This is a genomic window from Halomicrobium sp. IBSBa, assembly GCF_017612575.1.
Lineage (GTDB): Archaea > Halobacteriota > Halobacteria > Halobacteriales > Haloarculaceae > Halomicrobium.
This window is the reverse complement of the sequence record NZ_JADPQC010000001.1, coordinates 734,007-760,866: the sequence shown is the minus strand read 5'-3', so window position 1 is coordinate 760,866 and position 26,860 is coordinate 734,007. Positions and strand designations below refer to the sequence as shown.

Below are 26,860 nucleotides of genomic sequence, written 5' to 3'. Positions count from 1 at the left end.
ACACTGTCTCGCATTACTCTGTAGAATTGTCGCCGACGCCGGCCACAGACGCCCTCGCTCTCTGTCGTCACCGGGAGTGGCAACGCGACCGTCCCAGATCGAACGCCCCACGACGGAGTAACGCGGCCGTATCGAGCGCCGGCTGGAAATCTCTGCGCATAACAAACCGTCCATCTCCGTAAGCGAGAGACGCCACGGCGCTGGCAGGACACACACATGACAGACAGACAACGAACCGACGACAGCACAGTATTGCCGACGATGGAAGACCTTCGACAGACGATGCGTTCGCGCCGCGACGTACTCGCGGGCACGGGCGCAGTGATCGGTGCGGGGCTGGTCGGGACGGCCGCGACGGCCCAGGAGGACGACGCGGCTGGCAACCAGCCTGCGGAGATCCCGCCCCAGTTCGATCAGCCCGACACGGACGTGGACGTGCTCAACTACGCGCTGACGCTCGAATACCTCGAAGACGCGTTCTACGACGCGGGACTCGAACAGTTCGGCGGCGACGAACTGGCGAGCGCGAGCGCGCTCGAAGTGCCGGCGGATCTGCTGGTCACCTTCTTCGAGGATATCAGCGCACAGGAACAGTCCCACACCGAGCAGCTGGCCCGCGTCATCGAGACGCTCGGAGCGACGCCCGCCGAACCCCCCGAGTTCGAGTTCGACCTCGACGCTGCCAGTGCGTTCATCGAGACCGCACAGGTGCTGGAAAACACCGGCGTCGCCGCCTACGCCGGTGTAGCACCGCGCATCGAGAGTCCGGACATCCTCTCGGCGGCGCTGTCGATCCACAGCGTCGAGGCGCGCCACGCCGCGGTGCTCAACGCACTCGTCGGCGAGTCGCCCTTCCCGAACGCGTACGATCCGGCGCTCCCCATCCCGGACGTACTGTCGGCGATCCAGCCGTTCATGGCCGAAGAGATGGAGGAACCACCGGGCGAGGAGACCGACACGCCCGGCGACGAGACCGAGACGGAAGTCCCCGGCGACGAGACCGAGACGGAAGTCCCAGGCGACGAGACCGAGACAGAAGTCCCCGGCGACGAGACCGAGACGGAAGTCCCCGGCGACGAGGAGAGCGGGTAACGATCGGTCACCTCGTCTCGGGATGCTCTGTCGTCGGTCGACGCTCCTCGTGACTCCGTCCCGACACGGCGCTACACGACGCCGACTTCGGAGACGCCGAGCGCGAGCTGTCCGAGGCCCGCGAGAATCATCACGACGGCCGCGGCCTGCTGTATCCGACCGGTGTGGGTACCCAGGGCGTGCCAGAGATCGACGCCGACGCCGGCAAGCAGCGTCACGCCGACCAGCGGGAGCGTCACGCCCAGCGCGTACACCGCGACCACGAGGACGCTGATCGCGCTCTCGAAGGCGAGTGCCTGGGTCACGACACCGACGAGCAGCGGGACCACACAGCCCGCAGCGGCGACGGCGTAGATCGCGCCGAAGAGCCCGAAGCCCAGCAGCGAGCGCGGTCGCCGCGGGAGCCCGATCCGCAGTTCCGGACCACGACCGAGCAGTGCCGTCGCGCCGAAGCCGACCAGTGCGACGCCGACCAGCGGCTCGAACACTGGCAGGGTCCGTTTGATCGGCTCCCCGACTGCGAGGACGAGCGCAGCGACGACCGAGAGCGATCCGAGTGCTCCGAGGCCGGCGACGGCGGCCGCCGCCACCGTCGGCCCGGACCCCTCGCGGCGCTGTACGTAGTACCCCACGTAGCCCGGCAACAGCGGGAACGCACAGGGAGCGAAAAACGTCGAGATTCCGGCACCCGCGGCGAACGCGAGCACACCGGCGACGGCGATGTCGCTCATCTCAGACCAGCCGATCCAGTTGCTCGCGGAGTTCGCTCTCGCCAGCGAGACCGCTCTGGCGGTAGCTGATCGTCCCGTCGGCGTCGGCGATAGCGACGTACGGGAGTCCGTCGGCACCGAACGCGGTCAAGAGATCACTGCCGGGATCGATCCCGACGGTCCAGCGACCGCCGTTCCGGTCCCACCAGTCGGCGATCTCTGCACGCGTGAGCGTCTCGCTCGGGCGCTCGTTGGTCACCGAGACGAACGACACGTCGTCGTAGTCGGGCCGGATCGCCCCGAGAATCTCGATCTGTTCGTCACAGGGATCACACCAGGTGGCGAACAGATCCACGAGCGTCACGGTGTCCGGCGTCGGAACCGTCGCCTCGCCCGCCTCGGAGCCCGCGGCCGAAAGCGTCTCGACGCGCCGGGGCAGCGCCGCCTCGGTGTCGACGCCCGGTATCCCGTTCTGGGCGGCCCACAGGCTGGCACCGGCGAGTCCGGTCCCGGCCAGCGCCGCGAGCAGACGGCGTCGCTTCACGCCGTTCTCACCGCCGTCAGGTCCTCGACGATCTGGTCTTCGTCGGGGGACTTGGTGCGGTACGCGCGCTCGACGAAGCCGTCGCCGTTGACCAGCAGCGTCATCGACGCGTGTGAGAACATGTACTCGTCCATCTCTTCGGGCTCCGTCCGCTCGAAGTGGACGCCGAACGCCGCCTGTACGACCTCGGTCGCCCGCTCGCCCGACTGTGGCCGGAGGAACCGCCAGCCGTCGCCGTCGGCGGCGACGTTCATCTCCTCGGCGTAGGTCCGCAGCCGCTTGGCGGTGTCGCGGGCCGGATCGAATGTCACCGGCAAGAAGGAGACGTCTCCGGCGTAGCCGTTGTTTCTGGCGTGGGCGCGAACGTTGCGCAGCGTCGAGATCAGGACGGGACAGATCGTCTGACAGTGGCTGTAGAAGAACGTGATCAGCGACGGCTCGCCGACCGTCCGAAACGAGACACGCTGGGAACTCAGTGCCGCGGGCACTGTCTCTGCCGGGACTCGCTGTCCCCACGCCGGATACGGAAGCTCGCTGCTGTCGAACTCTCGGTCTGGCTCGGGCAGGACGACGTCGGGGTGGCGGTCGCTCGCGCCCACCCCACCGAGACAGCCGGCCGTGCCGGCACCCGTACCGACGACGCCTATAGTCGCCAGGAAGGTCCGTCGTCGCATGGGCTGTCGTTGCACGCGCGTCGCCATGTACGATCTGGTACACCCATCGAATGTCGGAGTCCGACCCCGGCAGCGTCGGCTCTGGATGCGGGGCGGCCGGTCGATCGCCGGTGGACGGTGTGAAACGGAACCCTTGTTACTCGTCCGCGCCGTCTACTCCCCAATGAGTAGCGACTCGCCTCCAGTCCGTCGACTGGCGGACTGGGACCACGACCGTCTCGCCCGGCTGGCCGAGGAACACGGGACGCCGCTGTACGTGCTGGACGTAGACCGCGTCGCGGCGAACTACCGACGCTTCGCCGCGGCCTTCCCCGACGCGCACGTGATGTACGCCGCGAAGGCCCACACCGGCCGTGCCGTCCTCTCGGGACTCCTCGAAGCGGGCGCGGACATCGAGTGTGCCGCTGCCGGCGAACTCCAGCGGGCGATCGATGCGGGCGCAGACCCCAACACGCTGCAGTACACCGCCGTCAACCCGCCTGCGGGCGACCTCGACTACGCGGTCGAGCTCGCCGACGAGTACCCCGGACTGACGATCACCGCGGGTGCCGAGGACACGTTCGACCGCCTGGAAGATCGCGGCTACGACGGTCGCGTCGCCATCCGGATCAACCCCGGTATCGGGACGGGCCACCACGAGAAGGTCGCGACCGGCAAGGACGCGAAGTTCGGCATCCCCTACGACGATGTGCCCGAGCTGGCCGCGGCGCTGCGCGACCGGTTCGACCTCGTGGGGCTGCACGCCCACGCGGGCAGCGGCGTCCTGCGCGACGACCTCGACGACCACTGTCGGGCCATCGCGAAGGTCGCGGACCTCGCTCGCACGGTCGGGGACGACGAACTGCAGTTCGTCGACTTCGGCGGCGGCTTCGGCGTGCCCTACCGCGAGGAGACCGAACCCCTGGACGTGGCGACCGTCGGCGAGCGGGTCCGCGAGGCGGTCGGTGACATCTCGGCTCAGATCAAACTGGAGCCGGGCCGCTACGTCGTGGCCGACGCCGAGCTGATCCTCACGACGGTCAACACGGTCAAGGAGACGCCAGCGACGACGGTCGTCGGCGTCGACGCCTCGCTGGCGACGCTGATCCGCCCGGCGATGTTCGACTCCTATCACCCGATCCGGAACGTCTCTGCCCCCGACCGAGACCCACACCCCGTCTCGATCGGCGGCCCGTGCTGTACGAGTGCGGACGTGTTCGCGACGGACCGTCCGATCGCCCGTCCCGAGCGGACGGACCTGCTGGCGATCGGTAACGCCGGAGCCTACGGCTACGAACTGGCCAACCAGTTCCACTCCCAGCCCCGCCCGGCCGAAGTCGCCATCGAGGACGGCGACGAGCGGGTGGTCCGCCGCCGCGAGACGATGGCAGACGTGGTTCGTGTCGAGGACGAGGCCGGAGAGTAATCGATGGCCGACGCCCCGACGTTCGACGTCGACGCCTTCCACCGCGAGGCCGTCGAGACGCCGTCTCACGACTCTGTCGACGAGATGCGCGATCTGCTCGTCGACACCCTCGCCGCCGACGGCCACGAGGCCACCGTCGACGAGGCCGGGAACGTGCTGGCCAGCCGCGAGGCGGACGACGAAGGTCCACACCTCGTCCTGAACACGCACATCGATACCGTCCCGCCACACGTCCCCTACGAGGCCGCCGACGGGTCCTCGACGGCGGGCGACGTGGTCCGGGGCCGCGGGGCCTGTGACGCCAAGGGGCCACTGGCAGCGCTGCTCGCCGCCTTCCTCCGGGCCGAGCTGTCGACCGGTCGGCTCACCCTCGCCGTCACGCCCGACGAAGAGACCCACCAGACCGGTGCAGGCCACCTCGAAGAGACGCTGTCGGCGGACGGGTACGTCGTCGGCGAGCCGACCGACCTGGACGTGTGTACCGCGGCCCGCGGCCAGTTCGAGGGCCGAGTCACGATCCACGGCGAGAGCGCCCACGCCTCCGACCCCGCCGACGGCGCGAACGCGATCCGGGCCGCCGCACCGATCATGCAGGCCATGGAGAGCTACGACGAGCGCGAGGCGCTCTCCGCCGCCGAGTCGGACGGTGAACACACCGAGCCTCGAGACGCGGCGGCGACGCCGGCACACGAGACCCTCGGTCGTCCGACGCTCACCCCCTCCATGATCGAGGGCGGCGAGGCACCCAACCAGGTGCCCGCCGAGTGTACGATCACCTTCGACCGCCGCAGCGTCCCCCCGGAGACCAGCGACGAGTTCCCCGAACGGCTCGAAGCACACCTCCGGCAGTGGCTCCCGGAGGGCATGTCTCTGGACGTGTCGCTCGTCCGGCCCGACACGCCGTTCCCCGAGGCGTTCGAGACCGACCGGGAAGCGACGCTCGTCCAGACGCTCGCCGCGGAGAGCGACGGTGCGATCCGCCCGTTCGGTGCCGCGACGGAGGCCGCACACTTCGCGCCCGACGCACCGACGGTCGTCTTCGGGCCGGGCGTGCTGGCCGACGAGGAGGGTGCGGTCGCTCACAGCGAACGCGAGTACGTCCGTCGCAGCGAGATCCACGAAGCTGCGAGAGCGGTCGAGGCGACCGTCGAACGGCTGCTCTGATCCGTCCGGATCTCTGGGCGCTCGGTCCGCTACCGGGACCGCAGCGTCGCCATCGCTTCCTCGTCGCTGACCTGATCGAAGCGCTCGTAGTAGGCCCCGACCGCCCGGAAGGCCGCCGGTGTCTCGACGCAGACGACGGTGTCGGCACTCGCCGCGAGGTCGTCGATCGTCTCCGCCGGACCGACGGGGACGCCGACCGCGATCGATGCGGGTTCGGCGACACGCACCCGAGCGAGACAGGCCCGCATCGTCGCGCCCGTCGCGATCCCGTCGTCGACGACGGCGACGCGCCGATCCCGTAGCGACGGGAAGGAGCCGGTCCGGTACTGCTCGGCCTTCTCGCGTGCCTCGTCGCCGACGCGGACGCGTTCGGCGTCGACGTACTCGTCGGTCACGTCGAGTCGCGCGATCAGCTCGTCGTTGCGCCAGACGCTCCCGTCCTCGGCGACGGCGGCGAGGGCCAGCTCGGGGTTGTTCGGTGCGCCGAGCTTCCTGGCGACGATCACGTCCAGCGGCGCGTCGAAGCGGTCGGCGACGACCCGGCCCGGTGGCAGGCCACCGCGTGGAATCGCGAGGACGAGCTCCGGGCTGACGCCGCGGTCGGCCATCGACTCGGCCAGCTGCCGGCCGGCGTCGGTGCGGTCGCGGAACATACGGACGACTACGGGAGCCTGCCGTTAGGGTGTGGTGCCGATCGCGACTGGCCCTCGACGACGCCCTCGACGACCGCGGCCTCGGCCTTCCGGACGAGTTCGCCCGCCGTACTGGTCGCGCAGTCGAGTCGCGCCGCCACGTCCTCGATCGTCCCCTCGCGCGGAATCTCGTAGTACCCGACCGCCACCGCCGCTTCGATGGCCGCTCGCTGTCGGTCGGTGAGCTGTGACGGGCGACTGGCGCGATCGAACGATCGGACCCGCTCGATCGCGAGATCGCCGACCGACGCGAGTGCGTCGTGAAAGGCACTGAGGGCGCTCGTCTCGCCGACGGCCTCGAACGAGATCGTCCCGTCGTCGCGAAACACCACCGGCGGGCGGAAGATCACCGCGGCGTCGGCGATCAGATCGAGCACCACGTCGGGAAACTCGAACCCGTCCTGCTGGAGGAACACGTAGGTGCCGTCGCCGTCCCGGACGTGGTTGGCCGTCTCTATGGAATCGATCGTCGCGACCGCGCGCTCGGCGGCCGCCGGCTCGCCGTCGAACCAGCACAGCGTCGTCGCGTCCGCCGTCGGGCTCCACAGCAACAGCTCGGCTCGCGTGAGCGCCTCGTCGTCTTCGAGGTGGCGCTGGAGGGGATGGCGGAGCCGGTCGGGGTACGTGACCGAGAACTGGATCCGTTTCATGCGGCCGTTGGCCGCCGTTCGTCCGTCCGGCATAAAGACCTCACGCGGCCGCCCGGACGACGCCCGCCGGGGTCATCGATACTCTTCGAGCGCCGCCGGCACCGCTCGAAGGAGCGTCCGCAGGTGGTCGGCACCGTCGACCGTCTCGATCGTCGCGGTCGGGAGTCGGTCCTCGAACGCCCGCACGCTCGCTATCGGGACGTTCGTGTCCGCGGTCCCGTGCCAGAGACACACGTCGGCGGCGAGGGACTCGTAGTCGAGCGCCCACTCCGTGGCCGCGGTCCGGAGCTCCGTGACGGTGCCGCTCGTGGTGTGGGCGAGCGCTTCGAGGAAGTCGGCTTCGACGGTCGTCGCCACTTCCTCGGAGACCGACTCGTCGGCGTCGCCCGCGGTGTACTGTGCGACGACGAACGACGGGTCGAGGCGCTCGGCGAGCCACGCCTGTCCGCGCAGGAGGCCACCGAGCAGCGTCGGCGCTCTGGTCGCCAGCCCGCCGAGGAGCCGCTGTGTCGCGGGTGTCTCGCCGGACACGTCCGGCGGTGTCGCCCCGGCGACGAGATCGACCCGCGAGACGGCGTCGGGACACCGCGTGGCCATCGCCAGTGCGTGTGGCGCGCCGCCGGAAAACGCCACTAGTCCGGCTCGCTGGACGTTCGCGTCGTCGAGGACCGCACGGAGGTACTGGTCGGCGTCGCCGATCGATCGCTCCGACCACGGCGTCGAACCGCCGTAGCCCGGCCGATCGGGCGCGAGGAGTCTGACACCGCGTTCTCGTGCGGCCGTCTCGAACAGCGAACCGAGCCGGTGGGAGCCGGGCGTCCCGTGCAAGAACAGCACAGGTGTCCCGTCGGAACAGCCGTACTCCGCGTACCTGAGCCGACGACCGCCGCTCAGCGAGATCGTCGTCGTGGGGTCGTCGCGTCTCCCGTCATCTCGTGTCACAGCCGCGGATTCAGCCATTGCCAGATCGTTGGCTGCCCGTCCGACTGGCAGTTTTCCCGGACCTATGCGGTAGTTTATACGTAGAGTCGGCATCGACGACACTCACGTCGTCGGAGTCCGTGGAGCGACTGGCGTTCCGTGGCCGTCCGCGTGGTGTCACTCCCGTGGGGCTGGCTCGGCGGCCTGACCACGCTCCAGAGTGTCCTCGACTTCGAAGTAGGTCAGGACCAGCGCGAGGACGGCCAGTACGGCACCGAAGGTAAACGGCGCGACGAGACCGCCGAGATTGTACAGCACGCCGGAAGCGAGTGGCCCGAGTGCGACGCCGAGTCCGAACGCCATCGTCAGCACCGATAGCGTCGTCCCCGACCCGCGGTCCCCGGCGAGGTCGCCCGCCAGCGCGAGCGACGGCGCGAACACGAGCGCGACGGCGACCCCCTGGAGCAGTCTGGCCCCGAGCATCGTCCACGGTCCCGTGACGACGCCCTGGGCGAACACGGCGGGGATCAGGACGACGAAGCCCGCGATGATGAACGGCCGACGGCCGTACACGTCCGAGGCGCGCCCGATGGGGATCTGGAAGACGACGTTGGCGATGACGACGGCGGCAAACTGCACGGAAAAGAGGAACGTCGTCTCGTCCAGTCGCGCGCGGATCGGCCCTTCGAGCGTGGCAAACAGCGCGATCGTCGTGGCCATGAAGAAGGTCCCGACGCCGAGGACGAAGACGGGATCGAGCCCGTTCCCGTCGCGGTGGCGTACCGCGATCGAGAGGTCTTTGCCCGCTCCGCCGACGACTTTCGGCGGGTCCTCGATCAGAGCGACGACGAGCACGAAACTGACGACCGCTCCGAGGACGGCGACGGCGAAGGCGGCGACGAACCCGGAGAACGTGTAGCCGGCCAGGGGGCCGAGCCAGGCCGGGAGCGCGTAGCTGACGACGGTCTCGGCCGCCAGCCCGCCCGTGATGACGATGCCGGCGACGATCGGCCCGAACCCGAAGCCAATCAGCCGGAAGGTGTTGAACACGCCGAAGTTGCCGCCCCGTTCGCGGTCGCTGGCCGCGTAGTCGTTGACCAGCGCGACCGTGGCCGGCACGGTGAAGGCCGCGCCGATCCCCTGGAGAGCACGGGCCCCGAGCACCGACCAGTAGCTCGTGACGAACGGGTAGGTCGCGCTGCCGACGGCGAAGATCGCCAGTCCCGTCAGGACGAACACGCGCCGCCGCCCGGTCCGGTCGGAGAGCCGCCCGGTGAACGGCTGGCCGAAGCTGTTCAGCAGACCGAACAGGGAGAGCACGAGCCCGATCAGGGTCTCCTCGCGCAGGACGAACCCGAGAATCTCCGTGCCGGCGATGCCCGACAGCGAGATCTGGCCGCTGGCGATGTACAGCGGCAGGACGATGATCAGGAAGGAGTTGCCCAGCGCGTCGGCCATCCGCGCGAACGCGAGCGTCAGGACGCGACCGTCCGTGTCCAGTACCATCTACCACCCAGTCGGTCCCGAACCCCGTGAGGATTGTGCTCGACTGTCAGGCGGTCGCGGCGATCACGCGGTCGACGGCGCTCGCCAGTTCGCCCTCACTGGCCCATGTGAACAGTCGGCCCTCCTCGTCGAGGTGGGCGAACAGCGTCAGCATCATCGCGTCGAAGCGCTCGTAGTCGAGGTCGCCAAACGCCGGGTCGGCGGCCGATCGTTCGTCGTCGGCCGGCGGATCGAGCGACGCCCCGTCGTAGTCCCGCTTGAGGACGTACAGCCGCTCGTGATCCACCTCGCCCAGTTCCAGTTCGTGCCCACCGTCGTTGTCTTCGGCGACGAGGACGACGTGGTCGGCCCGCCGGGCGAACACCCGGAACTTCACGTAGAAGTTCCGCCAGACGTCCACGTCGGGGTCGACGTCCTCCAGCGTGAACGCGACCCGGTCTGCAGCCCGATCTGTCAGGGCGTCCCGGACGGATTCGACGCGCTCCTTCTCGTACTCGTCGTAGTTACCCAGCACGAAGTAGGTCCTCTCGGCGTCGGCGAACCGGTCGAGGTCGCCGTACACCACGTCCCGCATCGCCGCGATCTGTCCGGGCGGGAGTGTCCCGAGGAAGGACAGCGTGTCGTCGAGGACCTCCTGCCCGTCGAAGCTCGGCCCACTCATAGTTCCGCGGTCGCGGGGGCGGTATATAATCGTGGCTGGTCCGGTCGTCGACGGGCGTGGCCACAATAGTGATAACTAAATTAGCAAAGTGGCGACTAAAGCGGTTTAGTATCGACCCGAACGTTTATCGGCTAGAAGCGGCATCGACTAGACATGGCCACGCAAGACCGCGGCGAGCGACCGAACGGCTTCGGCGAGAAACTGGAGCGGCGGCGCTTCGTCCTGGACGAGACGCGGCTGACGATCCTCCACCAGATTCTCGCCCAGCCAGACGGCGTCCTCTCCGTCGAGGAACTCGTCTACCGGAATCCCGAGACGAGCGAGGAGAATCTCCGGTATCACCTCCGGCAACTGGTCGACCGGAACGTCGTCGAGAAGATCCCGGTCCCACGCGCCCAGACGATCGACGATCCGCCGACGACGTTCTACGCCGTCACCGGTGACGGGATCGCTCTCCTGAAAGCGGTCAGCATGTACGAGGAGGCCGCGGTCTGGCGCAGCGTCTACGAGCAGATGGAGCGGACCGACCGGATCGAAGCCATCGAGAATCTGGAGACCCGCCCCGACGTGGACTACGAGAGCCGCGGTGCGACGGCCGAGGACTGATCACACGACCGCCCAGCGCCAGTCGACGCCAGCGACCAGCGTCTTGGGCGCTGTGCGTGTGCGGTGATCGGAGAACCGCGCTCGTGCCCTACACGCCGTCGGCCAGTTCGTCGGCGACGCCGGTGTAGCCCGTGGGGGTCACGGCGAGCAGTTCCTCGCGGACGGACTCGCTCACGTCGAGGTCCTCGATCATCTCCTGGAAGTCCTCGATGGTGACGGACTTGCCCCGCGTGGCCTTCTTGACCTGCTCGTAGGCGTCGTCGTGGCCCTCCCGGCGGAGGATGGTCTGGACGGCTTCGCCGATGATCTCGGGGGTATCGTCGAGTTCCTCGCGCATGACCTGCTCGTTGGGGACGACCTTGTCCAGGCCGTTCTGGCACTTCTGGTAGGCGATCAGACAGTAGGCAAAGGCCGACCCGATGTTGCGCTTGACCGTCGAGTCCGAGAGGTCCCGCTGGAGGCGCGAGGTGGTGACGTAGTCGCCGAGAAAGACCAGATCCGAGTTCGCTTTCGTGAGGTTGCCCTCGCTGTTCTCGAAGTCGATCGGATTCACCTTGTGGGGCATCGTCGAGGAGCCGGTCTCGCCCTCGACGGCCTCCTGCCCGAGGTAGCGATCGGAGACGTAGAGCCACATATCGAGGTCGAGGTCCCGGAGGACGTTGTTGGCTCCGCGGACGGCGTCGAAGACGGCTTCGAGGTCGTCACAGGGGTTGACCTGCGTCGTCAGTGGTTCGTGTTCCAGCCCGAGGTCCGTGACGAACGCCTCTGAGACGGCGGGCCAGTCGACGTCCGGATACGCGGCGTGGTGAGCGGCGTAGGTGCCGGACGCGCCGGCCAGCTTGCCCGAGAGGTCGTCGGCCGCGGCTTCGATCCGAGCGATGGCTCTCCCCAGCCGCGAGGCGTAGACGGCCATCTCCTTGCCGAAGGTCGTCGGCGTCGCGGGCTGGCCGTGGGTGCGGGCCAGCATCGGGAGGTCGCCGTAGTCGTGAGCGAACGCGACTAGGCGGTCCCGGACGGCGCGCAGCTCCGGGACGAGCACGTCCTCGACGGCCGGACCGACCAGCAGCCGGTGAGCGAGGTTGTTCACGTCCTCGCTGGTGAGCCCGAAGTGGATCCAGTTGGCCGCGTCCAGTCCGTCGGGGAGGTGGAGGCGAACGAAGTACTCGACGGCCTTCACGTCGTGGTTGGTCGCGGCGTACTCGCCGTACCCCTCCGTTTCGAGTTGCTTGACGACGGCCGCGTCTTCCTCGTCGAACGCCTCGTAGCAGTTCCGCAGGTGGTCGCGCTGGGCCGGGTCGATCGTCAGCGGCGTCGCGTCGAGATCGGCCAGCGCGAGCAGGTACTCGACTTCGACCCGGACGCGAGCACGCATCAGTGCGCGCTCGCTGGCGTAAGGCACGAGCGGTTCCGTGTAACGAGCGTAGCGGCCGTCGAGCGGCGAGACGGCGTCGAGCGGACCCCGGTCAGTCATACCGAGGGATGTGCGAGGCCGGCGAAAAAGCGTGTCGATCAGGGTTCGGCGGGACCGTCGCCCGTCTCGGTCGCCGCGTCCGTCGCCTCGCTCGCCCGGGCGTAGTACGACCGATAGCGCGACAGTTTCCGGTACAGCGCGTAGCCGACGACGCCATCGAAGACGACGACGAAGGCAAGCAGCGTCAGGACGTTCCAGAACGACAGCACTGACGGGAGGACCGACACGAGCGTGTTGTACGCCCCGTGGATCAGCGCCGCCACGACGATCCCCTTGACCACGATCGGGCCGCGGTCGTCGGGGTTGAACTTCGCCAGCCCGAGGTAGTAGCCCGCGAACGCGGAGTACAGCACGTGGCCCGGACCGACGAGCGCCCGGCTCAGCGAGGTGCCGATCGCCTGCTGGAGCTGTGCCATCTGGCTGAGGTCGGCGGCCTGCAGGTAGCCCTGCGCGATGTAGAGCGCGTTCTCGATCGTCGCGAACCCGAGGCCGGCGACGGCACCGTACACCGCCCCGTCGACGACGGCGTCGAAGCTCTCGGTCTCGTAGGCGTAGGTCCGGATCGCGAGCCACTTGACGGTCTCCTCGATGGGGCCGACCACGAGGAAGAAAAAGAGCGCCGTCCCGACGACCGGGATCAGTTCGAAGACGCCGCTCAACAGCGTGTTGACCAGTGCTGCGATCGCCGCGAAGACGACCGCGAGGACGAACGTGATCGCCAGCGTGTCGATCGGTTCCCGCCTGGTCGGGTCGCCGTACCAGACGTACGCGACGAGCGCGACCGCCGGGACGGCAGACAGCAGCGCCAGGACGCCGAGGTTCGGTTCGCGCACGACGAGCAGGCCGGCGAACCCGAGCTGGACGACGAACAGGAAAAGCGCGACGACCAGCAGGGCCCAGCGACGACTCGTGTGCAAGAGGCCGTACAGCGCCACCGAGAATCGATCTAACAGCGACCGTGCGTCCCACTCGGCGACGTCGTAGAGGTCTTCGCCGGGGAGTCCATCCTGTACGGGATCGCGGTCTGGCATGGCTCGGCTATCACCGGCCTCCGTGGAGTGTCTTTCGCCGGACGGGGTCACCGGCTGACCGCGCTGGGTTCCAGGTGGCCCGAGGGCTGCTCCGGGTACCGGAGGAGGTGGCCCCCGAGCGCGAGCCACGCCAGGCCGAGCGGCGGTGCGAGCCACGCACGCAGCCCGTCCCCGTTCCCGAACCCGAGAAACAGTACGGTCCCGACGAACAGGGCGACGCCGAGCCAGGGCGGGACTCGGCGGGCCCGGACGACACCGGCGGCCAGCAGGACGGTCCCGACGGCCAGTCCGAGGACGCCCAGCGCGACGATGCCCTCGGCGAACCACCCGGTCCCGCCCAGCAGCACCGTCGACCACTGACCGACGGCGAAGGCGAGGCCGCCCAGCAGCGCGAACCCGCATCCCTCGCCGCCGGGGAACTGGTAGATCCAGGGGAGCCGGAGGACGACGCCGAGCAGTCCGACCGCCAGGACGAACCCGGACGCGCCGACGAGGAGCCGGACGGAGCCGTCGGCGGATCCGGTGACGATCGTCGCCAGACTCCAGCCGATCCAGCAGAGGCCGCCGACGACGAGCGCCAGCTGTGCCCACGGGCGCTCAGCTTCGGTCATACCTCGTCGCTGGGCGGCGGCCCCTGAAAGCGTTACTGTCGAGCCGAACCGTGTCGATTGTGTCATTCCGACACCGCAATTACTTTGCGCGCCCGCCGCGCCCTCTCGACCATGAAAATCGCCGGTCTGGCCAGCAACCGTGGCCGAAACCTGATGAACATCGCCGACCGCGCGCCCGGCGGGGCCGAGATCGCGGTCGTGCTCACGAACGACGCCGACGCGCCCGTTCTGGAGGCCGCCGCCGAGCGCGACATCCCCACCGAGGTCGTCGAGCGCCCCGACGACCAGGAGCGGGCGGCACACGAACTGCGCGTCCTGGACGCCATCGAGGCGTACGACTTCGATCTGGTCTGTCTGGACGGCTACATGCGCGTGCTCACCGAGACGTTCCTCGACGAGGTGCCGACGACGCTGAACGTCCACCCGTCGCTGCTGCCGGCGTTCCCGGGGATGGACGCCCACGAGCAGGTGCTCGACGCCGGCGTCAAGACCACCGGCTGTACCGTCCACGTGGTCGACGAGAGCGTCGACGACGGTCCCATCGTCACCCAAGAACCCGTCCCCGTCTACGAGGACGACGACCTGGCGGCGCTCAAAGAGCGCGTCCTCTACGACGCCGAGTTCACCGCCTACCCCCGTGCGGTCGAGTGGTTCGCCGAGGATCGCGTCACCGTCGACTGGGAGTCAGAGACTGTCGAGATCGACGGCGACGACGGTGGCGCGTTCCCGAGCCGTCGCCTCGCTAGCAACGACCGCGCCGCGGACCTGCGCTACGGAGAGAACCCCCATCAGGACGCCGCGGTCTACGCCGACCGCACCACCGACGAGGCCAGCGTCGTCCACGCCGACCAGCTCAACGAGGGCGCGAAGGGACTCTCCTACAACAACTACAACGACGCCGACGGCGCGCTGAACCTCATCAAGGAGTTCGACGAGCCGGCGGCGGCGGTCATCAAACACACCAATCCCGCGGGCTGTGCGACCGCCGACTCCGTCGCCGAGGCCTACGAGCGCGCCCTCTCGACGGATCCGATGAGCGCCTTCGGCGGCATCGTCGCACTGAACCGCGAGTGTGACGCGGCCACGGCCGAGCAGATCGTCGACTCGTTCAAGGAGGTCGTCGTCGCGCCGGGCTACACCGACGACGCACTGGACGTGCTCTTCGAGAAGGAGAACCTGCGTGTCTTGGATGTCAACGACAACTACGACGTGACCGAGGAACTCACCGAGAAGCCCCTCGTCGGCGGCCGACTCGTGCAGGAACGTGACCAGCAGCACCTCACCGCCGACGACCTCGAAGTGGTCACCGACCGCGAGCCGACCGACGAACAGATCGAGTCGATGCTGTTCGCCTGGCACACGCTCAAGCACGTCAAGTCCAACGGCATCCTCTTCGCGAAGGGGACCGAGACGGTCGGGATCGGCATGGGTCAGGTCTCTCGGGTCGACGCCGTCCGACTCGCCGCGATGAAAGCCGACGAGCACGCCGAAGGCAAGGACGCCGAGGGTGCCGTGATGGCAAGCGACGCCTTCTTCCCGTTCCCAGACGGTCTCGAAGCGGCTGCCGAGGCGGGCATCGAGGCGGTCATCCAGCCGGGCGGCTCGAAGAACGACGACATGGTCATCGAGGCCGCCAACGAGCACGACGTGGCGATGGTCTTCACCGGCCAGCGGTCGTTCCGACACGACTGATACTGCCGGCTGTCACTTCGTGAGGATCTTCGCCACCCTGGGGTGGCGAAATCGCTCACAGATGTACAGCCGGTAGTATGAGACGGACGGGTGTCGCGATGGCTCGGTGAGCGTCTCGCCCGTTGTTCGCGCGATCCGGTCACGGTCCTCCGCACGGACCGTCTGCCACTACTCGTCGGTCCGGTCCAGTTCGTGAAAGACCAGAATCGCGCTCCCGTCGTCGAGCGTCGACAGCGTCGTCCGTGAACTGCTGGGGTCGTCTGCGTCGGTAGCGAGCGTCGTCTGTCCGGTCCAGCTCCAGCCGTCGGCGGCGACGGGGAACGCCTCGGTCCGGAGTCGCCGGACGGACGCCGCCTCCAGTAGCTCTGTCCACTCTCGGCCTCGCAACTCGGCCGGCGACGCGGACAGCTCCGTCGCGAGCCGGTTGTTGGTGAAGGCCACTGTCCCGTCTGGCGTGACGATCAGCGTGGCCTCGCGACTCGCTTCGAGAGCCTCGTGACAGCGCCGTGCGCTCGTCGTCAGACGGTGTCGCCCGACGAGTCGGCCGATGCGATACGCAAGGAGTGCCATGTGGGAGTCCCCAGACGCTTTTTCGAGGTAATCTGTCGGGCCGTCCCACAGGGTGTCCCGATCGATCTCTTCGAAGGGGACGGCCGAGTGAAGCAAGAACGGGACGTTCGGGGCCACTTCACGGACCGCTCTCAGCAGCGAGAGCCCGTCAGAGCCGTCGAGTCGGGCGGCGCTGACCAGACAGTCGACGCCGTCGAGCCGGTCGGGCACCGCCGACGGATCGGTCTCGACGCGAATCTGTAGGTCGTCGCGATCCTCGAAGGCTCGTTCGATCGCCGACAGGTACTCGCGGTCGGCGTCGACACAGAGGACCGTCGCCGGTCGCGCGCTCGTGGGGCGAACTGGCGTCGTCTCGATGGTCGTGTCCATTGGCGGATCGTTCGATCGGGACTGGGTGGGCCGACACGGCGGTGGGGCGTTCACTGCTCGATTTCGACGGTCAGGTCCGACTGGATCCAGGCGTGCGTGCGCTCGGGATCCGCGATCATCGCGACGCTCTCGCCGCGGATGACGTACTCCTCGTAGGTTTCGCGGATCTGGTCGTCGTCGGCCCGAGTGGATTCGTTCGTCGACATCCTCAGATTCCCCCCGTCAGCGGTTCGAGCGCGAGCTGGTCGTCGCTGCCGATCGAGACTCGGTAGCCTTCGTACTCGAAGTTCACGGAGAGATCGCCAGCAGACGAGACGAGTGCGTCGAGCGCGTCCGTGTCGACGACTGTGCCAAGCGGCGTGAGTTCGGTCGGATCGGTGTCGGTTTCGGCTGCAACTGCCTCGACGACGCGCAGCGACGGTGTTTGCGAGTGGCGTTTCACGGATGTGGTCGTCATTTCTGATTGAAACGTAGCCCGCTGTCTCCTTTGGCTTCCCCTAGAACTGTATTCGTCCCGGGGGCGTCTCTGGGCTATACATATAGCGTCTCACCGTCGCCGCGACTCCGTCGTGTGGTTTCATTGCCAGTATTGCGCGACTACCTCGATTCGACTGTGACGCGCGGGCTCGTCCGTGCGACCCCTGCAAGTCATTATCGTCCGTTGTTAACTCAGACACATGATCTCACTCTGGCACGACGTGGCCCCGTTCGTCGGGGCGGCCAGCGGGGAGTGGTTCGTCTCGGTCTCCAGCGGTGCAACGGGCTTTGGCACGTTCTCGATCGCGTTCGCGCTGACCGGACTGGTCGGGCTGGCGGTCCGGGGCGACGCCGACGATCCGATCGCACAGTTGACCGAGAAGGTGCGTCGCGTGGCGGCCGGCGCGGACGACGTCTCGTTCACGACCGACCGCGACGACGAGATCGGTGCGCTGTACGACGCGATCGGCGATCTCGTCGCGGCGACCGACGCCGAGGACCAAACCGACGAGGCGTTTCGCCGTTCGCTCTACGAGATCACGAGCGATCCGGCGCTCGACGACGAGGCGAAACTCGACCGACTGCTCGAACTGGGCTGTGAGCGACTCGGGGTCGAGACCGGCTTCATCGCACAGATCGACGAAGCCGACGACCGGTACGAGATCGAGCGGGCGACCGGTCCGCTCGTCGCCGAGGGGAGCGTGTTCGACCTCTCCGAGACGCTCTGTCAGCGGACGATCACGTCCGACGACGTGCTCGGCATCGCCGACACGGCCGCGGCGAGCGACCTCGACGACGCCGAGTACGCGGACTCGGACGTGCGCAGCTACATCGGCTCGAAGCTGCTCGTCGATGGCGAACTGTACGGGACGCTCTGTTTCGCCGGCTCGGAGCCCCGAGAGCGGCCGTTCAGCCACGCCGAGAAGGCCTTCGTCGATCTCATGGGGCGGTGGAGCAGCCAGACGGTCGAGCGCCGCGAGCGGATGGAGACCCTGGAACGACACGCCTCGATGCTCGATTCCCTGTTCGAGGAGTTGCCCGTCTCCCTGTACGTCAAAGACGAGGCGGGCAGACACGTCCGCAAGTCGGTCTCCGACCGTGTGACCGAGTTCCCCGAGGACGAGGAGTGGTACCGCGGCAAGACCGACCTCGACATCTACGACGAGGCGTTGGCCGAACGGACCTACGCCGACGACATGCAGGTCATCGAGTCGGGCGAGCCGATCATCGGGCAAGAGGAGTACGATCCCGTGGCGAAGGAGTGGGTAGTCACGTCCAAGGTGCCCTGGCGGGGACCCGACGGCGAGATCCGGGGCCTCATCGGCGTCACGCAGTACGTCACCGAGCGAAAGGAACACGAGCGGAAGCTGGAGGCGATCGTCGAGAACACGACCAACCAGATCTACATCAAGGACTCCGAGGGCGTCTACCAGTTCGTCAACGAGGCGACTGCGGCGCTGTTCGACCGCGAGCCCACGGAGATCCTGGGCAAACGAGACGACGAACTCTTCGACGGCGGGACCGCCGAGACGCTCGTCTCGGAGGACCGCCACGTCCTGTCGTCGGGCGAAACCGTGACGACGACGACGACGGTGGAGATCGACGGCGAGCGCCGGACCTTCCTCGACAACAAGTACCCGTATCGTGACGAGTCGGGCGAGATCATCGGCGTCATGGGGATCAGCAAGGACATCACCGAGCGACAGGCACGCGAACGAAAGCTCCGTGAGCGAAAGCGCGAACTGGCGACGCTGATGAGCAACCTCCCGGGGATGGTGTATCGCTGCCGAAACGAACCCGACTGGCCGTTCGAGTTCGTCAGCGACGGGTGCCGGGAGCTGACGGGCTACGACCCAGCGACGATTCGCAGCGGGGCGGTCAACTGGGGCGAAGACGTCATCGTCGGCGACAACGACGAGCTGTGGGAGACGGTCCAGCGCGCCGTCGACGACCACGAACAGTTCCAGGTCACCTACCCGATCGAGACCGCTGACGGGCAGCGTCGGTGGCTGTGGGAACGCGGTGTCGGCGTCTACGACGACGGGACCGTCCAGGCGCTGGAGGGGGTCATCACCGACGTGACCGATCGCAAGGCTCAGGAGCGCGAGCTTCGCCGGACCAACGAGCGGCTCAACACGCTGATCGACGCCTCGCCCGACGCCCTCGTTCTGATCGACACCGACGGCGTCGTCGAGCTGTGGAACCCCGCTGCCGAGCGCATCTTCGGCTGGAGCGAGTCGGAGGTCGTCGGCGACACGCTGCCGTTCGTCCCGGCCGACAGAGCCTCAGAGTTCGACGCGTTCCGGGACCGCCTGCTGTCCGGCGAGTCGATCAACAGCGTCGAGACGCGACGACGCCGCAAGGACGGGACGCTGATCGACGTGAGCCTCTCGGCGGCCCCGCTGCGAGATGTCGACGGCGAGATCACCGGGATCATGGCCGTCATGGAGGACATCACGGAGCGCAAGTGCCAGGAGCGCCAGCTCCGGGAACACCAGCGTGAACTCGACCGCTACCGGGAGTTCACCGAGGACATCCTCGACGCCGTCGACGACGTGTTCTACGTCCTCGACGAGGACGGCTCCCTCCAGCGCTGGAACAGCGCACACACCCAGGTGACGGGCTACTCGGACGCGGAGATCGAATCGATGCACGCGACGGACTTCTTCGCGCCCGAACACCGGGACCAGATCGAGGCAGCGATCGAGGAGACGAAAGCGACGGGTGACGCGGTGGTCGAGATTCCTTACCTGACCAAAGACGGCGAGCGGGTCCCCCACGAGTTCGTCGCCGTCGCTCTCGAAGACCCCGACGGGAACCAGCTCGTCGCGGGGATCGGGCGAGACATCAGCGAGCGAAAGCGCCGGGAGCGCCAGCTCGAACGCACGACGGACCTGCTTTCCCGCGCCGAAGAGATGGCGGCGATCGGCGGCTGGGCAGCGGTCGTCGAGGACGGCGCGGCCGTCGACACCAAGTGGACCGACAAACTGTTCGACATCTTCGGACTGGCCGACGACGAGGCCCGCCCGGTGGAGGCGATGCCCCAGTTCTACCACCCCGACGACCGGGAGCGACACCGCAGCGCCATCGAGCGCGCGCTCGACCACGGGATCGGGTGGGAGCAGGAACTGCGACTCGACACTCCCGACGGCACCCAGCGGTGGGTCCACACCATCGGAGAGCCGGTCCTCGAAGACGGCACTGTCGTCGAGATCAGAGGGTCGGTCCAGGACATCACCGCACAGAAGCAACGCGAACTCGCGCTGGAGTCGCTCCACGACTCGGCGCGCGGTCTGTTGAGGACGGAGTCGATCGACGACGCCACCCGGTTGATCGTCGACACGGCCGCGTCGCTGCTCGACCAGGCCGCCGTCGGGATCTACCTGTACGACGAGACGACGAACCTGCTCGAACCCGCCTCGGTGTCTCCGGGCTTCGAAGCGCTCTGTGGCGGCGAGCCGGGTGCCGTCGGACCAGGGACGGAGTCGTTCCTCTGGCACGCCTACGTCACCGGGACCCAGAGCGTCCTCGAAGGCGTCGACACCAGCGGCGAGTCGGGCCCCTTCGTCGACGCGGTCGACACCGGCATCGTGGTGCCGATCGGGAGCCACGGCGTCTTCGCCGCACTCGACGAGGCAGGCGAGATCGGTGAGAGGGATCGCTCCCTCGTCGAGACGCTGGTCGCGACCGCGGCGGCCGCCTTCGAGCGACTCGAAAGCGAGGCCACGCTGCGCGAGCACGAGGCCGAGATCGAGGCCCAGAACGACCGACTCAGACGCCAGATCCGGGCCAACGAGACGATCCGTTCCGTCGATCAGACCCTCATCGGTGCGACCGACCGAGACCAGCTCGAAGCGGCGGTGTGCGAGCGACTGGTCGACGACGAGGACATCTCTTTCGCCTGGATCGGGTCGTTCGATCCCGGCGGCGAGACGCTCCAGGCTCGTGCCTGGGCCGGTGAGGGGGAATCGTATCTCGACACGCCGTCGTTCGACCGCTCGGCGACGCACTCGGACCCGGCCGTCTCGGCGGCGCTCGACGACGAGCCGGTCGCCGTCTCGAACATCGCCCAGAACGTCCAGCAGGCGGCGTGGCGACAGGCGGCACTGGCCGTGGGTCACCAGTCGGCGCTCGCGGTCCCCGTCTCGCTCGACGACTACCAGTACGGCGTGCTGACGGTGTACGCCGACGAGCCGGACGTGTTCGGCGAGTTCGAGACCGCCGTGTTCGCGGAGCTGGGGACGAGCATCGCCAACGCGATCACGAGCATCACGACCCGGCAGGCGCTCAACGCCGACACGCTGACCGCGCTCGAACTGCGCGTCGAGGACACGACGGACCCGTTGCTCGACATCGCGTTCGGGAGCGGCTGTACGGTCACCTACGAGGGCGTGGGCACCGTTTCCGCCGACGAGACACGACTGTTCGTCCGGGTGAGTGGCTGCGATCCCGCGACCGTCTCGGAGCTGCTGGCCGACCGGCATACGATCGCCGACCACCACCTCGTCTCCGAGAGCGAGGACGGCGGCGTGTTCGAGGTGACGATCCAGGGCGAGACGGTCATCGCTCGACTCGTCCGCCAGGGCGGGCGAGTGCGAAAGATCGCCGCCGAGGAGTCCGGTATCGACGTCGAGGTCGACGTGCCGACCTCGGTGGACGTGCGATCGTTCGTCCAGACGCTCACCGACGACGGAACGGTCGAACTGGTCAGCCGACGCGAACGAGCGCGCGCCGCGGAGTCCGACCCCGCGCTCGCCGAGACGATCCTGGAAGCGCTGACGGATCGCCAGCGGGAGGTCCTCCGGACGGGCTACTTCTCGGGATTCTTCAACTGGCCGCGCGACACGACCGGCCAGGAGCTCGCAGCGATGCTCGACGTGTCACAGCCGACCGTCAACCGCCACCTCCGGCTGGGCCAACAGCGGGTCATGCGACAGCTGTTCGACGACGAGCCCGACGCGGAATGAGTGGGTGTCGCGCTCGATCACCGCGCGTTTTTATCGCCGCCGCTCCAAGCCTGCCCGTGTCCTGGTTCAGCCGCAATCGCCACTGGCTGTTGCTCGCGCTCGTCGCGGTGACGACGGTCCTCGCGGTCGGGACCGTCGGTGTGGGACTGGTCGCGGTCCTCGCCGGACTGGCCGGCGGTGCCGGTCTCGGTGCCGTGCTGGGCGATATGGCACTCGTGTTGTCGATCGCTGCCCTCCTGGTCGCCGCAGACGTCGCGTTCGCACTGGCCTTTCTGGTCACCCTGGCACGCCGGGCGTCGCTGCCCTCTCTGCCCGAGAACGACCGTGTCGCCGACGGGTTCGAACGCGCCGAGCGACTCGTCCCACCGCTGTCTCGACTGGGACTCGCCGACCGCTTCGCCGTCTCGACGGAGACCAAGCGCGAGCGGCTGAAAGAGCGCTACGTCGACGGCGATATCACGGAGGTCGAGTACGAGCGCCAGTTGCAGGCACTACTGGCCGAGGCCGACGACGACGCGGCCGCGTCGGCCGGAGACGAGATCGAGGCCGACCTCGCCGCTGGCGAGGAGCAGCGGACGACCCGAACAGCGGCCGACAGCGCACCCTCCAGTACCGAACTCGAATCCGACGCCGAGTAGCGCGCTGATTTTATACCGCGGCCCGCCGTCGGTAGTCGTATGACCGACGAGTTCAGCGTGTTTCGCTTCGACGTCGACGCCGAGGCGATGCGCGCCCTCCTCGAATCGCTCGGCGTCGAGCCGTCCGTGTCAACGGCGTTCGAGCGCGACGAGACCGACGACGAACGCGCGAGCACAGCCCAACGAGAGCGAACCGGGCCACGCGTCGGCGAGACGCCGCCACCCGGTGCCGGCGATCCGGTCGCCCCCGAGGACAGTCCCGAGGAGAGCGACGGCGGGCGTCGGACGCTCCTGATGGCCGCGCTCGGCACCGCAGTGGTGGCGCTGCTGACGGTGGTCGCAGTGGTGGTGTACCGTCGGCGGTCCGGCGAGACGCTGCCTGACGTTCCGGTGCCCGACGACGTTCCGATCCCGGAGGTGGGGACGCTTCCGGGGCCCTTTGGCGACGGCGACGAGCCGAGCCCCGAGCGATCTGGGTCGCCGGCCGACGAGGAGACGGTCGACGCCGCGCCGCTGGTCGGAATGGCCCTGCTCTCGCTCGGAGGTGCCGTGTTGCGCCGCGTCCAGCGGCCCGACGAACCCGAGCGCTGACCGGTCCGCGACGCGAAGGCCGGCGGCGAGAAACGGCTGGTTCGATTCAGAGGTTAATTGTCGCTGTTTCCCGTCCATCGCAGTGCCGTCGTGTGAGGCGTGGCTCGACGTTCGACGGCTCCCGTAACCGCCAGTCTAAAGCGCGCCCACCGGATTGCTTTGGGCATGAAGTTCCACGAGGCGGCGAACTTCCTCTTCGATCTCCGCCGATTCGCGCTCCGACCGGGCACGGAGGCCACTCGGTCGCTGCTGGCCCAGCTGGGCGACCCGCACGACTCGCTGGATTGCGTGCAGATCGCCGGCTCGAACGGCAAGGGAAGCACGGCTCGCATGGTCGAACGCACGCTCAGGGAGGCGGGGCTCGACGTGGGCCTGTACACCTCGCCACACCTGGACGACGTTCGCGAACGCATCCGGGTCAACGGCCGGAAGATCACCGAGTCGGCGGTCGTCGAGTTCGTCGAGTCCGTCGAGCCGTACGTCACCGATCGGGCGGCCGACGGCACCTCTCCGACCCTCTTCGAGACGCTGACGGCACTGGCCTACTGGGAGTTCGAGCGCCAGTCGGTCGACGTGGCGGTCGTCGAGGTCGGCATCGGCGGCAAGCTCGACGCCACCAGCGTCGTCGACCCCGTCGCCAGCGCGGTGACGACGGTGACGCTCGAACACACGGACATCCTGGGCGACACGGTCGCAGAGATCGCCCGAGACAAGGCACACGTCGCGCCCGCGGACCGCCCGCTCGTGACCGCCACCGAGGGCGACGCGCTCGACGCCGTCCGGGACGTGGCCGGGGACGTGGTCACCGTCGCTGACACCAGCGGCGACGTGACGGTCACCGACAACGGCCGCGAAGGACTGGAGGGGTCGGTGTCGATCGCGGGCGACGACTGGCGCGTCGAGACGAACCTCCCGCTGCTTGGCGCTCACCAGGCGATCAACGCCGGGATCGCCGCGACGCTGTGTCGCCAGGTCGCGGCCGTCGACGAGGCGACGATCGAACGCGGCCTGCGAAACGCCCACTGGCCCGGTCGCTTCGAGATCATGGGACGGGACCCGCTGGTGGTACTGGACGGCGCGCACAACCCCGGCGGCGTCGAACGGGTCGTCGAGACGCTTGCCACGTTCGACTACGACGACCTCCACGTCGTCGCGGGCTCGATGGTCGACAAGGACCTGCGTGCCATCGCGGGGGCACTCGACGGGGCCGACCACGTCGTCGCCTGCGAGCCCGACCGAGACCGCGCAGAAGACGAGCAGGTCGTCGCGAAGGCGTTCCGAGACGAGACCGCAGCCAGCGTCGAGACGCGCAGCGACGTGGCCGGCGCGTTCGACGTGGCCCTCGACGGGGCCGGCGAGGACGACTGTGTGCTGGTCACGGGCTCGCTCTACGCCGTCGCGGAGGCTCGCCAGCGCTGGATCCGGCCGACGATCCCCAAGCAGGTCGACGGCGTGGCGGCGGCACGCGAGACCATCGACGCCGCTCACGTCACCGACGCTGGTGCGTGGCGCATGCGCGGCAAGGCAGTCCATCGCCTCCTCAAGACGCGCGTCCAGCCCCGACAGGCACAGTACCTCAAAGAAGAACTGCTCTCGCTGGGCGGGGACTGTGCGATCTCGGGGCTGAACGACCAGGACGAGGAGATGCTCGACGTACTCCTGATGGGGACGATGGCCCAGTTCCGCCGCCTGACGGACAAACTCGACGGCCAACCGTACGGCCTCGCGTCGCTGGCCGACGAACTCCGGACCGCGCTGGACATCCAGCAGCCCGATCGAGACCGCGGCTATCCCTGGGAAGACGGCACCGCAGTCATGGGGATCTGTAACATCACGCCGGACTCCTTCCACGACGGCGGTGAGTACGACGCCGTCGAGGACGCCGTCGCCCGCGCCGAGTCGATGGTCGCGGCCGGCGTCGACGTCCTCGACGTCGGCGGCGAGTCCACCCGCCCCGGTGCGGACGAGGTCCCCGTCGAAGAGGAGATCGAGCGCATCGTCCCGGTGATCGAGCGCCTCGCCGACCTCGACGCCGCCGTCGCCGTCGACACCCGCAAGGCACCGGTCGCCCGCGCCGCACTGGACGCCGGGGCGGACATTCTCAACGACGTGTCTGGGCTCGAAGATCCCGAGATGCGCCTCGTCGCCGCCGACTACGACGTACCCGTCGTCGTGATGCACAGCATCGAGGTGCCGGTCGACCCCGACAGCGCCGTCGACTACGACGACGTGGTCGAGGACTGCATCGACCAGCTGACCGAACGCGTCCTGCTGGCCGAGAAAGCGGGGCTCGACCGCGAGCAGATCGTGGTCGATCCGGGGCTGGGATTCGGAAAGACGGCCGCCGAGAGCTTCGAACTGCTGGGCCGACTCGAAGAGTTCCAGTCGCTCGGTTGTCCGATCCTGGTCGGCCACTCCCACAAGTCGATGTTCGAACTCGTCGGAGCCGAGGCCGGGGACTGTCTGGACGCCACCATCGCCGGCACGACGCTGGCCGCCGAACGAGGGGCCGACATCGTCCGCGTCCACGACGTGCCCGAAGCGGTCCGCGCGGTGAACGTCGTCGAAGCCGCTGACGATCCCGAGTCGTTCGTCGAGGAGAACTGAGACGGAAATCGAGGGCGGCGCGCGCTCGCTCGCGTTCCATCGCGAGCGATCACTGTGCGAGGGATGAGCGACTGAAAGGAGCGAATCGGGTGGGGAGGTGCGTGGCTGCGGTGCCGTGCTGTGCGGTCCTGGTGGCCGAACCGGCGAGACGCACTCGACGGTGCTGTGAGGGCACTATCCGAGCGTAGCGAGAATAGCTCGCACAGCACCGTCGAGCGGGGCGAGGGCGTTCAGTTGGCAGCGTTCGCGTCGTATCGAGAGTGAGACCGTTCAGTTCCCGTCGCCGTCCAGTTCCGTCTCCACCACGTACCCCCACTGCTCCAGCCCTTCGCTGTCGTAGAACGCCAGCCCATCGTCGTTGTCCCGCGGGCACGCTAGCGCGACGTACGTTGCCGGAGGATCGGGACGGTCGCGTCCCACTGCTCGTCGGTGGTCAGTTCTGTGACGTACATACCGGGCGGTCGACGGATACCGCCAAGAGTACTGTTACGACACGGTCGACACAGTACCACGAGAACGGTTTCCAGACGACCACAAAAGCCATGCTCCTCGCCGCCGCGACCGCTGGCATGGAGCAACGCGACGTGGTCCGGGGCGGGTACGAGGAGATCGCCACCGCCTACGACGAGTACCGGGAGACGGAGACGCCGCCGGCCCTCGACGACGGGATCGGTGCGGACTGCTTCGCGTCGCTGGCCGATGGCAGTCGCGTACTCGACGCCGGCTGTGGCGCTGGTCGGCCCGTACTGGAGCGTCTGGACCGCGCCCACGAGTCGGTCGGGCTGGACATCGCGACGAGCCAGCTCGAACTGGCCCGCGAGCACGTCCCGGCGGCCGACCTGGTCCGAGGCGATCTCGCTCGATTGCCCTTCGCCGACGACGCCTTCGACGCGCTCTGCTCGTTCTACGCGATCATCCACGTCCCGAAGGAAGAACACGAGCGCGTCCTCTCGGAGTTCCACCGCGTTCTCCGACCCGGCGGCGACCTGCTCGTGTCGATGGGTGCCATCGAGGGGTGGGAGGGCCGCAACGACGACTGGCTCGACACCGGGACGGCGATGGAGTGGAGCTACTTCGGCCCCGCAAAGAGCCGCGAGATCGTCGAGACGGCGGGCTTCGAGATCGTCGACGAGCGCCTGCCCGAGGTCGAATCGGACGGGTTCTCGGTGTTCTGGGGGCGGGCGTAGGTCGACACCAGTCACTGCGACCCG

25 protein-coding genes are annotated in these 26,860 nt (G+C 68.4%); 10 read left to right on the top strand and 15 right to left on the bottom strand.

Annotated elements, in window-relative coordinates; genetic code table 11:
- The first annotated feature begins 216 nt into the window (after positions 1 to 216).
- Positions 217 to 1,092, top strand: coding sequence for a ferritin-like domain-containing protein (locus tag IL252_RS03950; RefSeq protein ID WP_244256766.1), 876 nt, complete (start codon positions 217 to 219; stop codon positions 1,090 to 1,092).
- 71 nt (positions 1,093 to 1,163) lie between these two features.
- Here IL252_RS03950 and IL252_RS03945 read toward each other — a convergent pair whose 3' ends face one another.
- The 3 genes from IL252_RS03945 to IL252_RS03935 are packed head-to-tail and all read right to left on the bottom strand — an operon-like array spanning position 1,164 to position 3,020.
- Positions 1,164 to 1,823: a cytochrome c biogenesis CcdA family protein gene (locus tag IL252_RS03945; RefSeq protein ID WP_208626823.1), complete on the bottom strand. Its 660-nt coding sequence runs from the start codon at positions 1,821 to 1,823 to the stop codon at positions 1,164 to 1,166.
- A 1-nt stretch (position 1,824) separates the two neighbouring features.
- A complete protein-coding gene (locus tag IL252_RS03940) occupies positions 1,825 to 2,346 on the bottom strand; it encodes a TlpA disulfide reductase family protein (RefSeq protein ID WP_208626821.1) in 522 nt (173 codons plus the stop codon).
- Positions 2,343 to 3,020, bottom strand: a complete 678-nt coding sequence (locus tag IL252_RS03935; RefSeq protein ID WP_208626820.1) for an SCO family protein — start codon at positions 3,018 to 3,020, stop codon at positions 2,343 to 2,345. Before IL252_RS03935 ends, IL252_RS03940 begins: the two co-directional genes overlap by 4 nt.
- Before the next feature lie 163 nt (positions 3,021 to 3,183).
- Between IL252_RS03935 and lysA the strand changes: the two genes are divergently transcribed.
- Together lysA and IL252_RS03925 are read left to right on the top strand one after the other, a co-directional pair.
- Complete coding sequence (gene lysA, locus IL252_RS03930; protein ID WP_208626818.1) at positions 3,184 to 4,425, top strand: diaminopimelate decarboxylase; 1,242 nt, start codon at positions 3,184 to 3,186, stop codon at positions 4,423 to 4,425.
- Positions 4,426 to 4,428: 3 nt separating this feature from the next.
- On the top strand, positions 4,429 to 5,589 hold the full coding sequence (locus tag IL252_RS03925; protein ID WP_208626817.1) for a M20 family metallopeptidase: 1,161 nt from the start codon (positions 4,429 to 4,431) through the stop codon (positions 5,587 to 5,589).
- Positions 5,590 to 5,618: 29 nt separating this feature from the next.
- On the opposite strand, the gene IL252_RS03920 is transcribed toward IL252_RS03925, so the two are convergent.
- The 5 genes from IL252_RS03920 to IL252_RS03900 form a co-directional block, all read right to left on the bottom strand.
- Complete coding sequence (locus IL252_RS03920) at positions 5,619 to 6,242, bottom strand: phosphoribosyltransferase (protein WP_208626815.1); 624 nt, start codon at positions 6,240 to 6,242, stop codon at positions 5,619 to 5,621.
- An 8-nt stretch (positions 6,243 to 6,250) separates the two neighbouring features.
- Positions 6,251 to 6,931 (bottom strand): helix-turn-helix domain-containing protein, encoded by a 681-nt coding sequence (locus IL252_RS03915; protein WP_208627369.1) that lies wholly within the window; start codon positions 6,929 to 6,931, stop codon positions 6,251 to 6,253.
- Between the two features lie 72 nt (positions 6,932 to 7,003).
- Positions 7,004 to 7,873, bottom strand: a complete 870-nt coding sequence (locus IL252_RS03910) for an alpha/beta fold hydrolase (RefSeq protein WP_244256754.1) — start codon at positions 7,871 to 7,873, stop codon at positions 7,004 to 7,006.
- 156 nt (positions 7,874 to 8,029) lie between these two features.
- Positions 8,030 to 9,358 (bottom strand): MFS transporter, encoded by a 1,329-nt coding sequence (locus IL252_RS03905; protein WP_208626812.1) that lies wholly within the window; start codon positions 9,356 to 9,358, stop codon positions 8,030 to 8,032.
- A 46-nt stretch (positions 9,359 to 9,404) separates the two neighbouring features.
- On the bottom strand, positions 9,405 to 10,019 hold the full coding sequence (locus tag IL252_RS03900; protein ID WP_208626810.1) for a hypothetical protein: 615 nt from the start codon (positions 10,017 to 10,019) through the stop codon (positions 9,405 to 9,407).
- 153 nt (positions 10,020 to 10,172) lie between these two features.
- Between IL252_RS03900 and IL252_RS03895 the strand changes: the two genes are divergently transcribed.
- Complete coding sequence (locus IL252_RS03895) at positions 10,173 to 10,625, top strand: helix-turn-helix domain-containing protein (RefSeq protein ID WP_208626808.1); 453 nt, start codon at positions 10,173 to 10,175, stop codon at positions 10,623 to 10,625.
- An 88-nt stretch (positions 10,626 to 10,713) separates the two neighbouring features.
- On the opposite strand, the gene purB is transcribed toward IL252_RS03895, so the two are convergent.
- Genes purB through IL252_RS03880 form a run of 3 tightly spaced genes read right to left on the bottom strand, consistent with a single transcriptional unit; the run spans position 10,714 to position 13,738 of the window.
- Positions 10,714 to 12,096, bottom strand: a complete 1,383-nt coding sequence (gene purB, locus IL252_RS03890) for an adenylosuccinate lyase (RefSeq protein WP_208626807.1) — start codon at positions 12,094 to 12,096, stop codon at positions 10,714 to 10,716.
- Positions 12,097 to 12,134: 38 nt separating this feature from the next.
- Positions 12,135 to 13,127, bottom strand: a complete 993-nt coding sequence (locus tag IL252_RS03885; protein WP_208626805.1) for a PrsW family intramembrane metalloprotease — start codon at positions 13,125 to 13,127, stop codon at positions 12,135 to 12,137.
- A gap of 47 nt (positions 13,128 to 13,174) precedes the next feature.
- A complete protein-coding gene (locus IL252_RS03880) occupies positions 13,175 to 13,738 on the bottom strand; it encodes a hypothetical protein (protein WP_208626803.1) in 564 nt (187 codons plus the stop codon).
- A gap of 111 nt (positions 13,739 to 13,849) precedes the next feature.
- Between IL252_RS03880 and purH the strand changes: the two genes are divergently transcribed.
- The gene (gene purH, locus IL252_RS03875; protein WP_208626802.1) at positions 13,850 to 15,430 is read left to right on the top strand and encodes a bifunctional phosphoribosylaminoimidazolecarboxamide formyltransferase/IMP cyclohydrolase; all 1,581 of its coding nucleotides are present in this window, start codon (positions 13,850 to 13,852) and stop codon (positions 15,428 to 15,430) included.
- A 168-nt stretch (positions 15,431 to 15,598) separates the two neighbouring features.
- On the opposite strand, the gene IL252_RS03870 is transcribed toward purH, so the two are convergent.
- From IL252_RS03870 to IL252_RS03860, 3 genes are read right to left on the bottom strand one after another with little or no spacing between them, the layout of a single operon-like run.
- On the bottom strand, positions 15,599 to 16,369 hold the full coding sequence (locus tag IL252_RS03870) for a response regulator (protein WP_208626800.1): 771 nt from the start codon (positions 16,367 to 16,369) through the stop codon (positions 15,599 to 15,601).
- Between the two features lie 50 nt (positions 16,370 to 16,419).
- A complete protein-coding gene (locus IL252_RS03865; protein ID WP_170095132.1) occupies positions 16,420 to 16,575 on the bottom strand; it encodes a hypothetical protein in 156 nt (51 codons plus the stop codon).
- Between the two features lie 2 nt (positions 16,576 to 16,577).
- On the bottom strand, positions 16,578 to 16,811 hold the full coding sequence (locus IL252_RS03860) for a HalOD1 output domain-containing protein (RefSeq protein WP_244256752.1): 234 nt from the start codon (positions 16,809 to 16,811) through the stop codon (positions 16,578 to 16,580).
- A gap of 235 nt (positions 16,812 to 17,046) precedes the next feature.
- Here IL252_RS03860 and IL252_RS03855 point away from each other — a divergent pair, with 235 nt between their 5' ends.
- The 4 genes from IL252_RS03855 to folP all read left to right on the top strand — a co-directional run bounded on the left by IL252_RS03855 (position 17,047) and on the right by folP (position 25,649).
- Complete coding sequence (locus IL252_RS03855; protein WP_208626797.1) at positions 17,047 to 21,813, top strand: PAS domain S-box protein; 4,767 nt, start codon at positions 17,047 to 17,049, stop codon at positions 21,811 to 21,813.
- 56 nt (positions 21,814 to 21,869) lie between these two features.
- Positions 21,870 to 22,451, top strand: a complete 582-nt coding sequence (locus tag IL252_RS03850; protein ID WP_208626795.1) for an SHOCT domain-containing protein — start codon at positions 21,870 to 21,872, stop codon at positions 22,449 to 22,451.
- Between the two features lie 39 nt (positions 22,452 to 22,490).
- Entirely contained in the window at positions 22,491 to 23,042 is a 552-nt protein-coding gene (locus tag IL252_RS03845) for a hypothetical protein (protein ID WP_208626794.1), read from the top strand.
- Between the two features lie 165 nt (positions 23,043 to 23,207).
- Positions 23,208 to 25,649 carry a dihydropteroate synthase gene (gene folP, locus IL252_RS03840; RefSeq protein WP_208626792.1) on the top strand — a complete coding sequence of 814 codons (2,442 nt, stop codon included), beginning with the start codon at positions 23,208 to 23,210 and terminating at the stop codon, positions 25,647 to 25,649.
- A 270-nt stretch (positions 25,650 to 25,919) separates the two neighbouring features.
- On the opposite strand, the gene IL252_RS03835 is transcribed toward folP, so the two are convergent.
- Positions 25,920 to 26,069 (bottom strand): hypothetical protein, encoded by a 150-nt coding sequence (locus tag IL252_RS03835; protein ID WP_208626790.1) that lies wholly within the window; start codon positions 26,067 to 26,069, stop codon positions 25,920 to 25,922.
- A 122-nt stretch (positions 26,070 to 26,191) separates the two neighbouring features.
- On the opposite strand from IL252_RS03835, the gene IL252_RS03830 reads away from it, so the two are divergent.
- Positions 26,192 to 26,836, top strand: coding sequence for a class I SAM-dependent methyltransferase (locus IL252_RS03830; protein WP_244256744.1), 645 nt, complete (start codon positions 26,192 to 26,194; stop codon positions 26,834 to 26,836).
- Positions 26,837 to 26,860: the final 24 nt, after the last annotated feature.

What these genes read in the sequence shown, in the direction of transcription:
- IL252_RS03920 (WP_208626815.1), bottom strand. Translation starts at nt 6,242, where the DNA reads ATGTTCCGCGACCGCACCGACGCCGGCCGGCAGCTGGCCGAGTCGATG.
- IL252_RS03870 (WP_208626800.1), bottom strand. Translation starts at nt 16,369, where the DNA reads ATGGACACGACCATCGAGACGACGCCAGTTCGCCCCACGAGCGCGCGA.
- IL252_RS03845 (WP_208626794.1), top strand. Translation starts at nt 22,491, where the DNA reads ATGACCGACGAGTTCAGCGTGTTTCGCTTCGACGTCGACGCCGAGGCG.
- IL252_RS03950 (WP_244256766.1), top strand. Translation starts at nt 217, where the DNA reads ATGACAGACAGACAACGAACCGACGACAGCACAGTATTGCCGACGATG.
- IL252_RS03925 (WP_208626817.1), top strand. Translation starts at nt 4,429, where the DNA reads ATGGCCGACGCCCCGACGTTCGACGTCGACGCCTTCCACCGCGAGGCC.
- lysA (WP_208626818.1), top strand. Translation starts at nt 3,184, where the DNA reads ATGAGTAGCGACTCGCCTCCAGTCCGTCGACTGGCGGACTGGGACCAC.
- IL252_RS03905 (WP_208626812.1), bottom strand. Translation starts at nt 9,358, where the DNA reads ATGGTACTGGACACGGACGGTCGCGTCCTGACGCTCGCGTTCGCGCGG.
- IL252_RS03935 (WP_208626820.1), bottom strand. Translation starts at nt 3,020, where the DNA reads ATGCGACGACGGACCTTCCTGGCGACTATAGGCGTCGTCGGTACGGGT.
- IL252_RS03830 (WP_244256744.1), top strand. Translation starts at nt 26,192, where the DNA reads ATGCTCCTCGCCGCCGCGACCGCTGGCATGGAGCAACGCGACGTGGTC.
- IL252_RS03880 (WP_208626803.1), bottom strand. Translation starts at nt 13,738, where the DNA reads ATGACCGAAGCTGAGCGCCCGTGGGCACAGCTGGCGCTCGTCGTCGGC.
- IL252_RS03885 (WP_208626805.1), bottom strand. Translation starts at nt 13,127, where the DNA reads ATGCCAGACCGCGATCCCGTACAGGATGGACTCCCCGGCGAAGACCTC.
- purB (WP_208626807.1), bottom strand. Translation starts at nt 12,096, where the DNA reads ATGACTGACCGGGGTCCGCTCGACGCCGTCTCGCCGCTCGACGGCCGC.
- folP (WP_208626792.1), top strand. Translation starts at nt 23,208, where the DNA reads ATGAAGTTCCACGAGGCGGCGAACTTCCTCTTCGATCTCCGCCGATTC.
- IL252_RS03855 (WP_208626797.1), top strand. Translation starts at nt 17,047, where the DNA reads ATGATCTCACTCTGGCACGACGTGGCCCCGTTCGTCGGGGCGGCCAGC.
- IL252_RS03865 (WP_170095132.1), bottom strand. Translation starts at nt 16,575, where the DNA reads ATGTCGACGAACGAATCCACTCGGGCCGACGACGACCAGATCCGCGAA.
- IL252_RS03915 (WP_208627369.1), bottom strand. Translation starts at nt 6,931, where the DNA reads ATGAAACGGATCCAGTTCTCGGTCACGTACCCCGACCGGCTCCGCCAT.
- IL252_RS03900 (WP_208626810.1), bottom strand. Translation starts at nt 10,019, where the DNA reads ATGAGTGGGCCGAGCTTCGACGGGCAGGAGGTCCTCGACGACACGCTG.
- IL252_RS03895 (WP_208626808.1), top strand. Translation starts at nt 10,173, where the DNA reads ATGGCCACGCAAGACCGCGGCGAGCGACCGAACGGCTTCGGCGAGAAA.
- purH (WP_208626802.1), top strand. Translation starts at nt 13,850, where the DNA reads ATGAAAATCGCCGGTCTGGCCAGCAACCGTGGCCGAAACCTGATGAAC.
- IL252_RS03945 (WP_208626823.1), bottom strand. Translation starts at nt 1,823, where the DNA reads ATGAGCGACATCGCCGTCGCCGGTGTGCTCGCGTTCGCCGCGGGTGCC.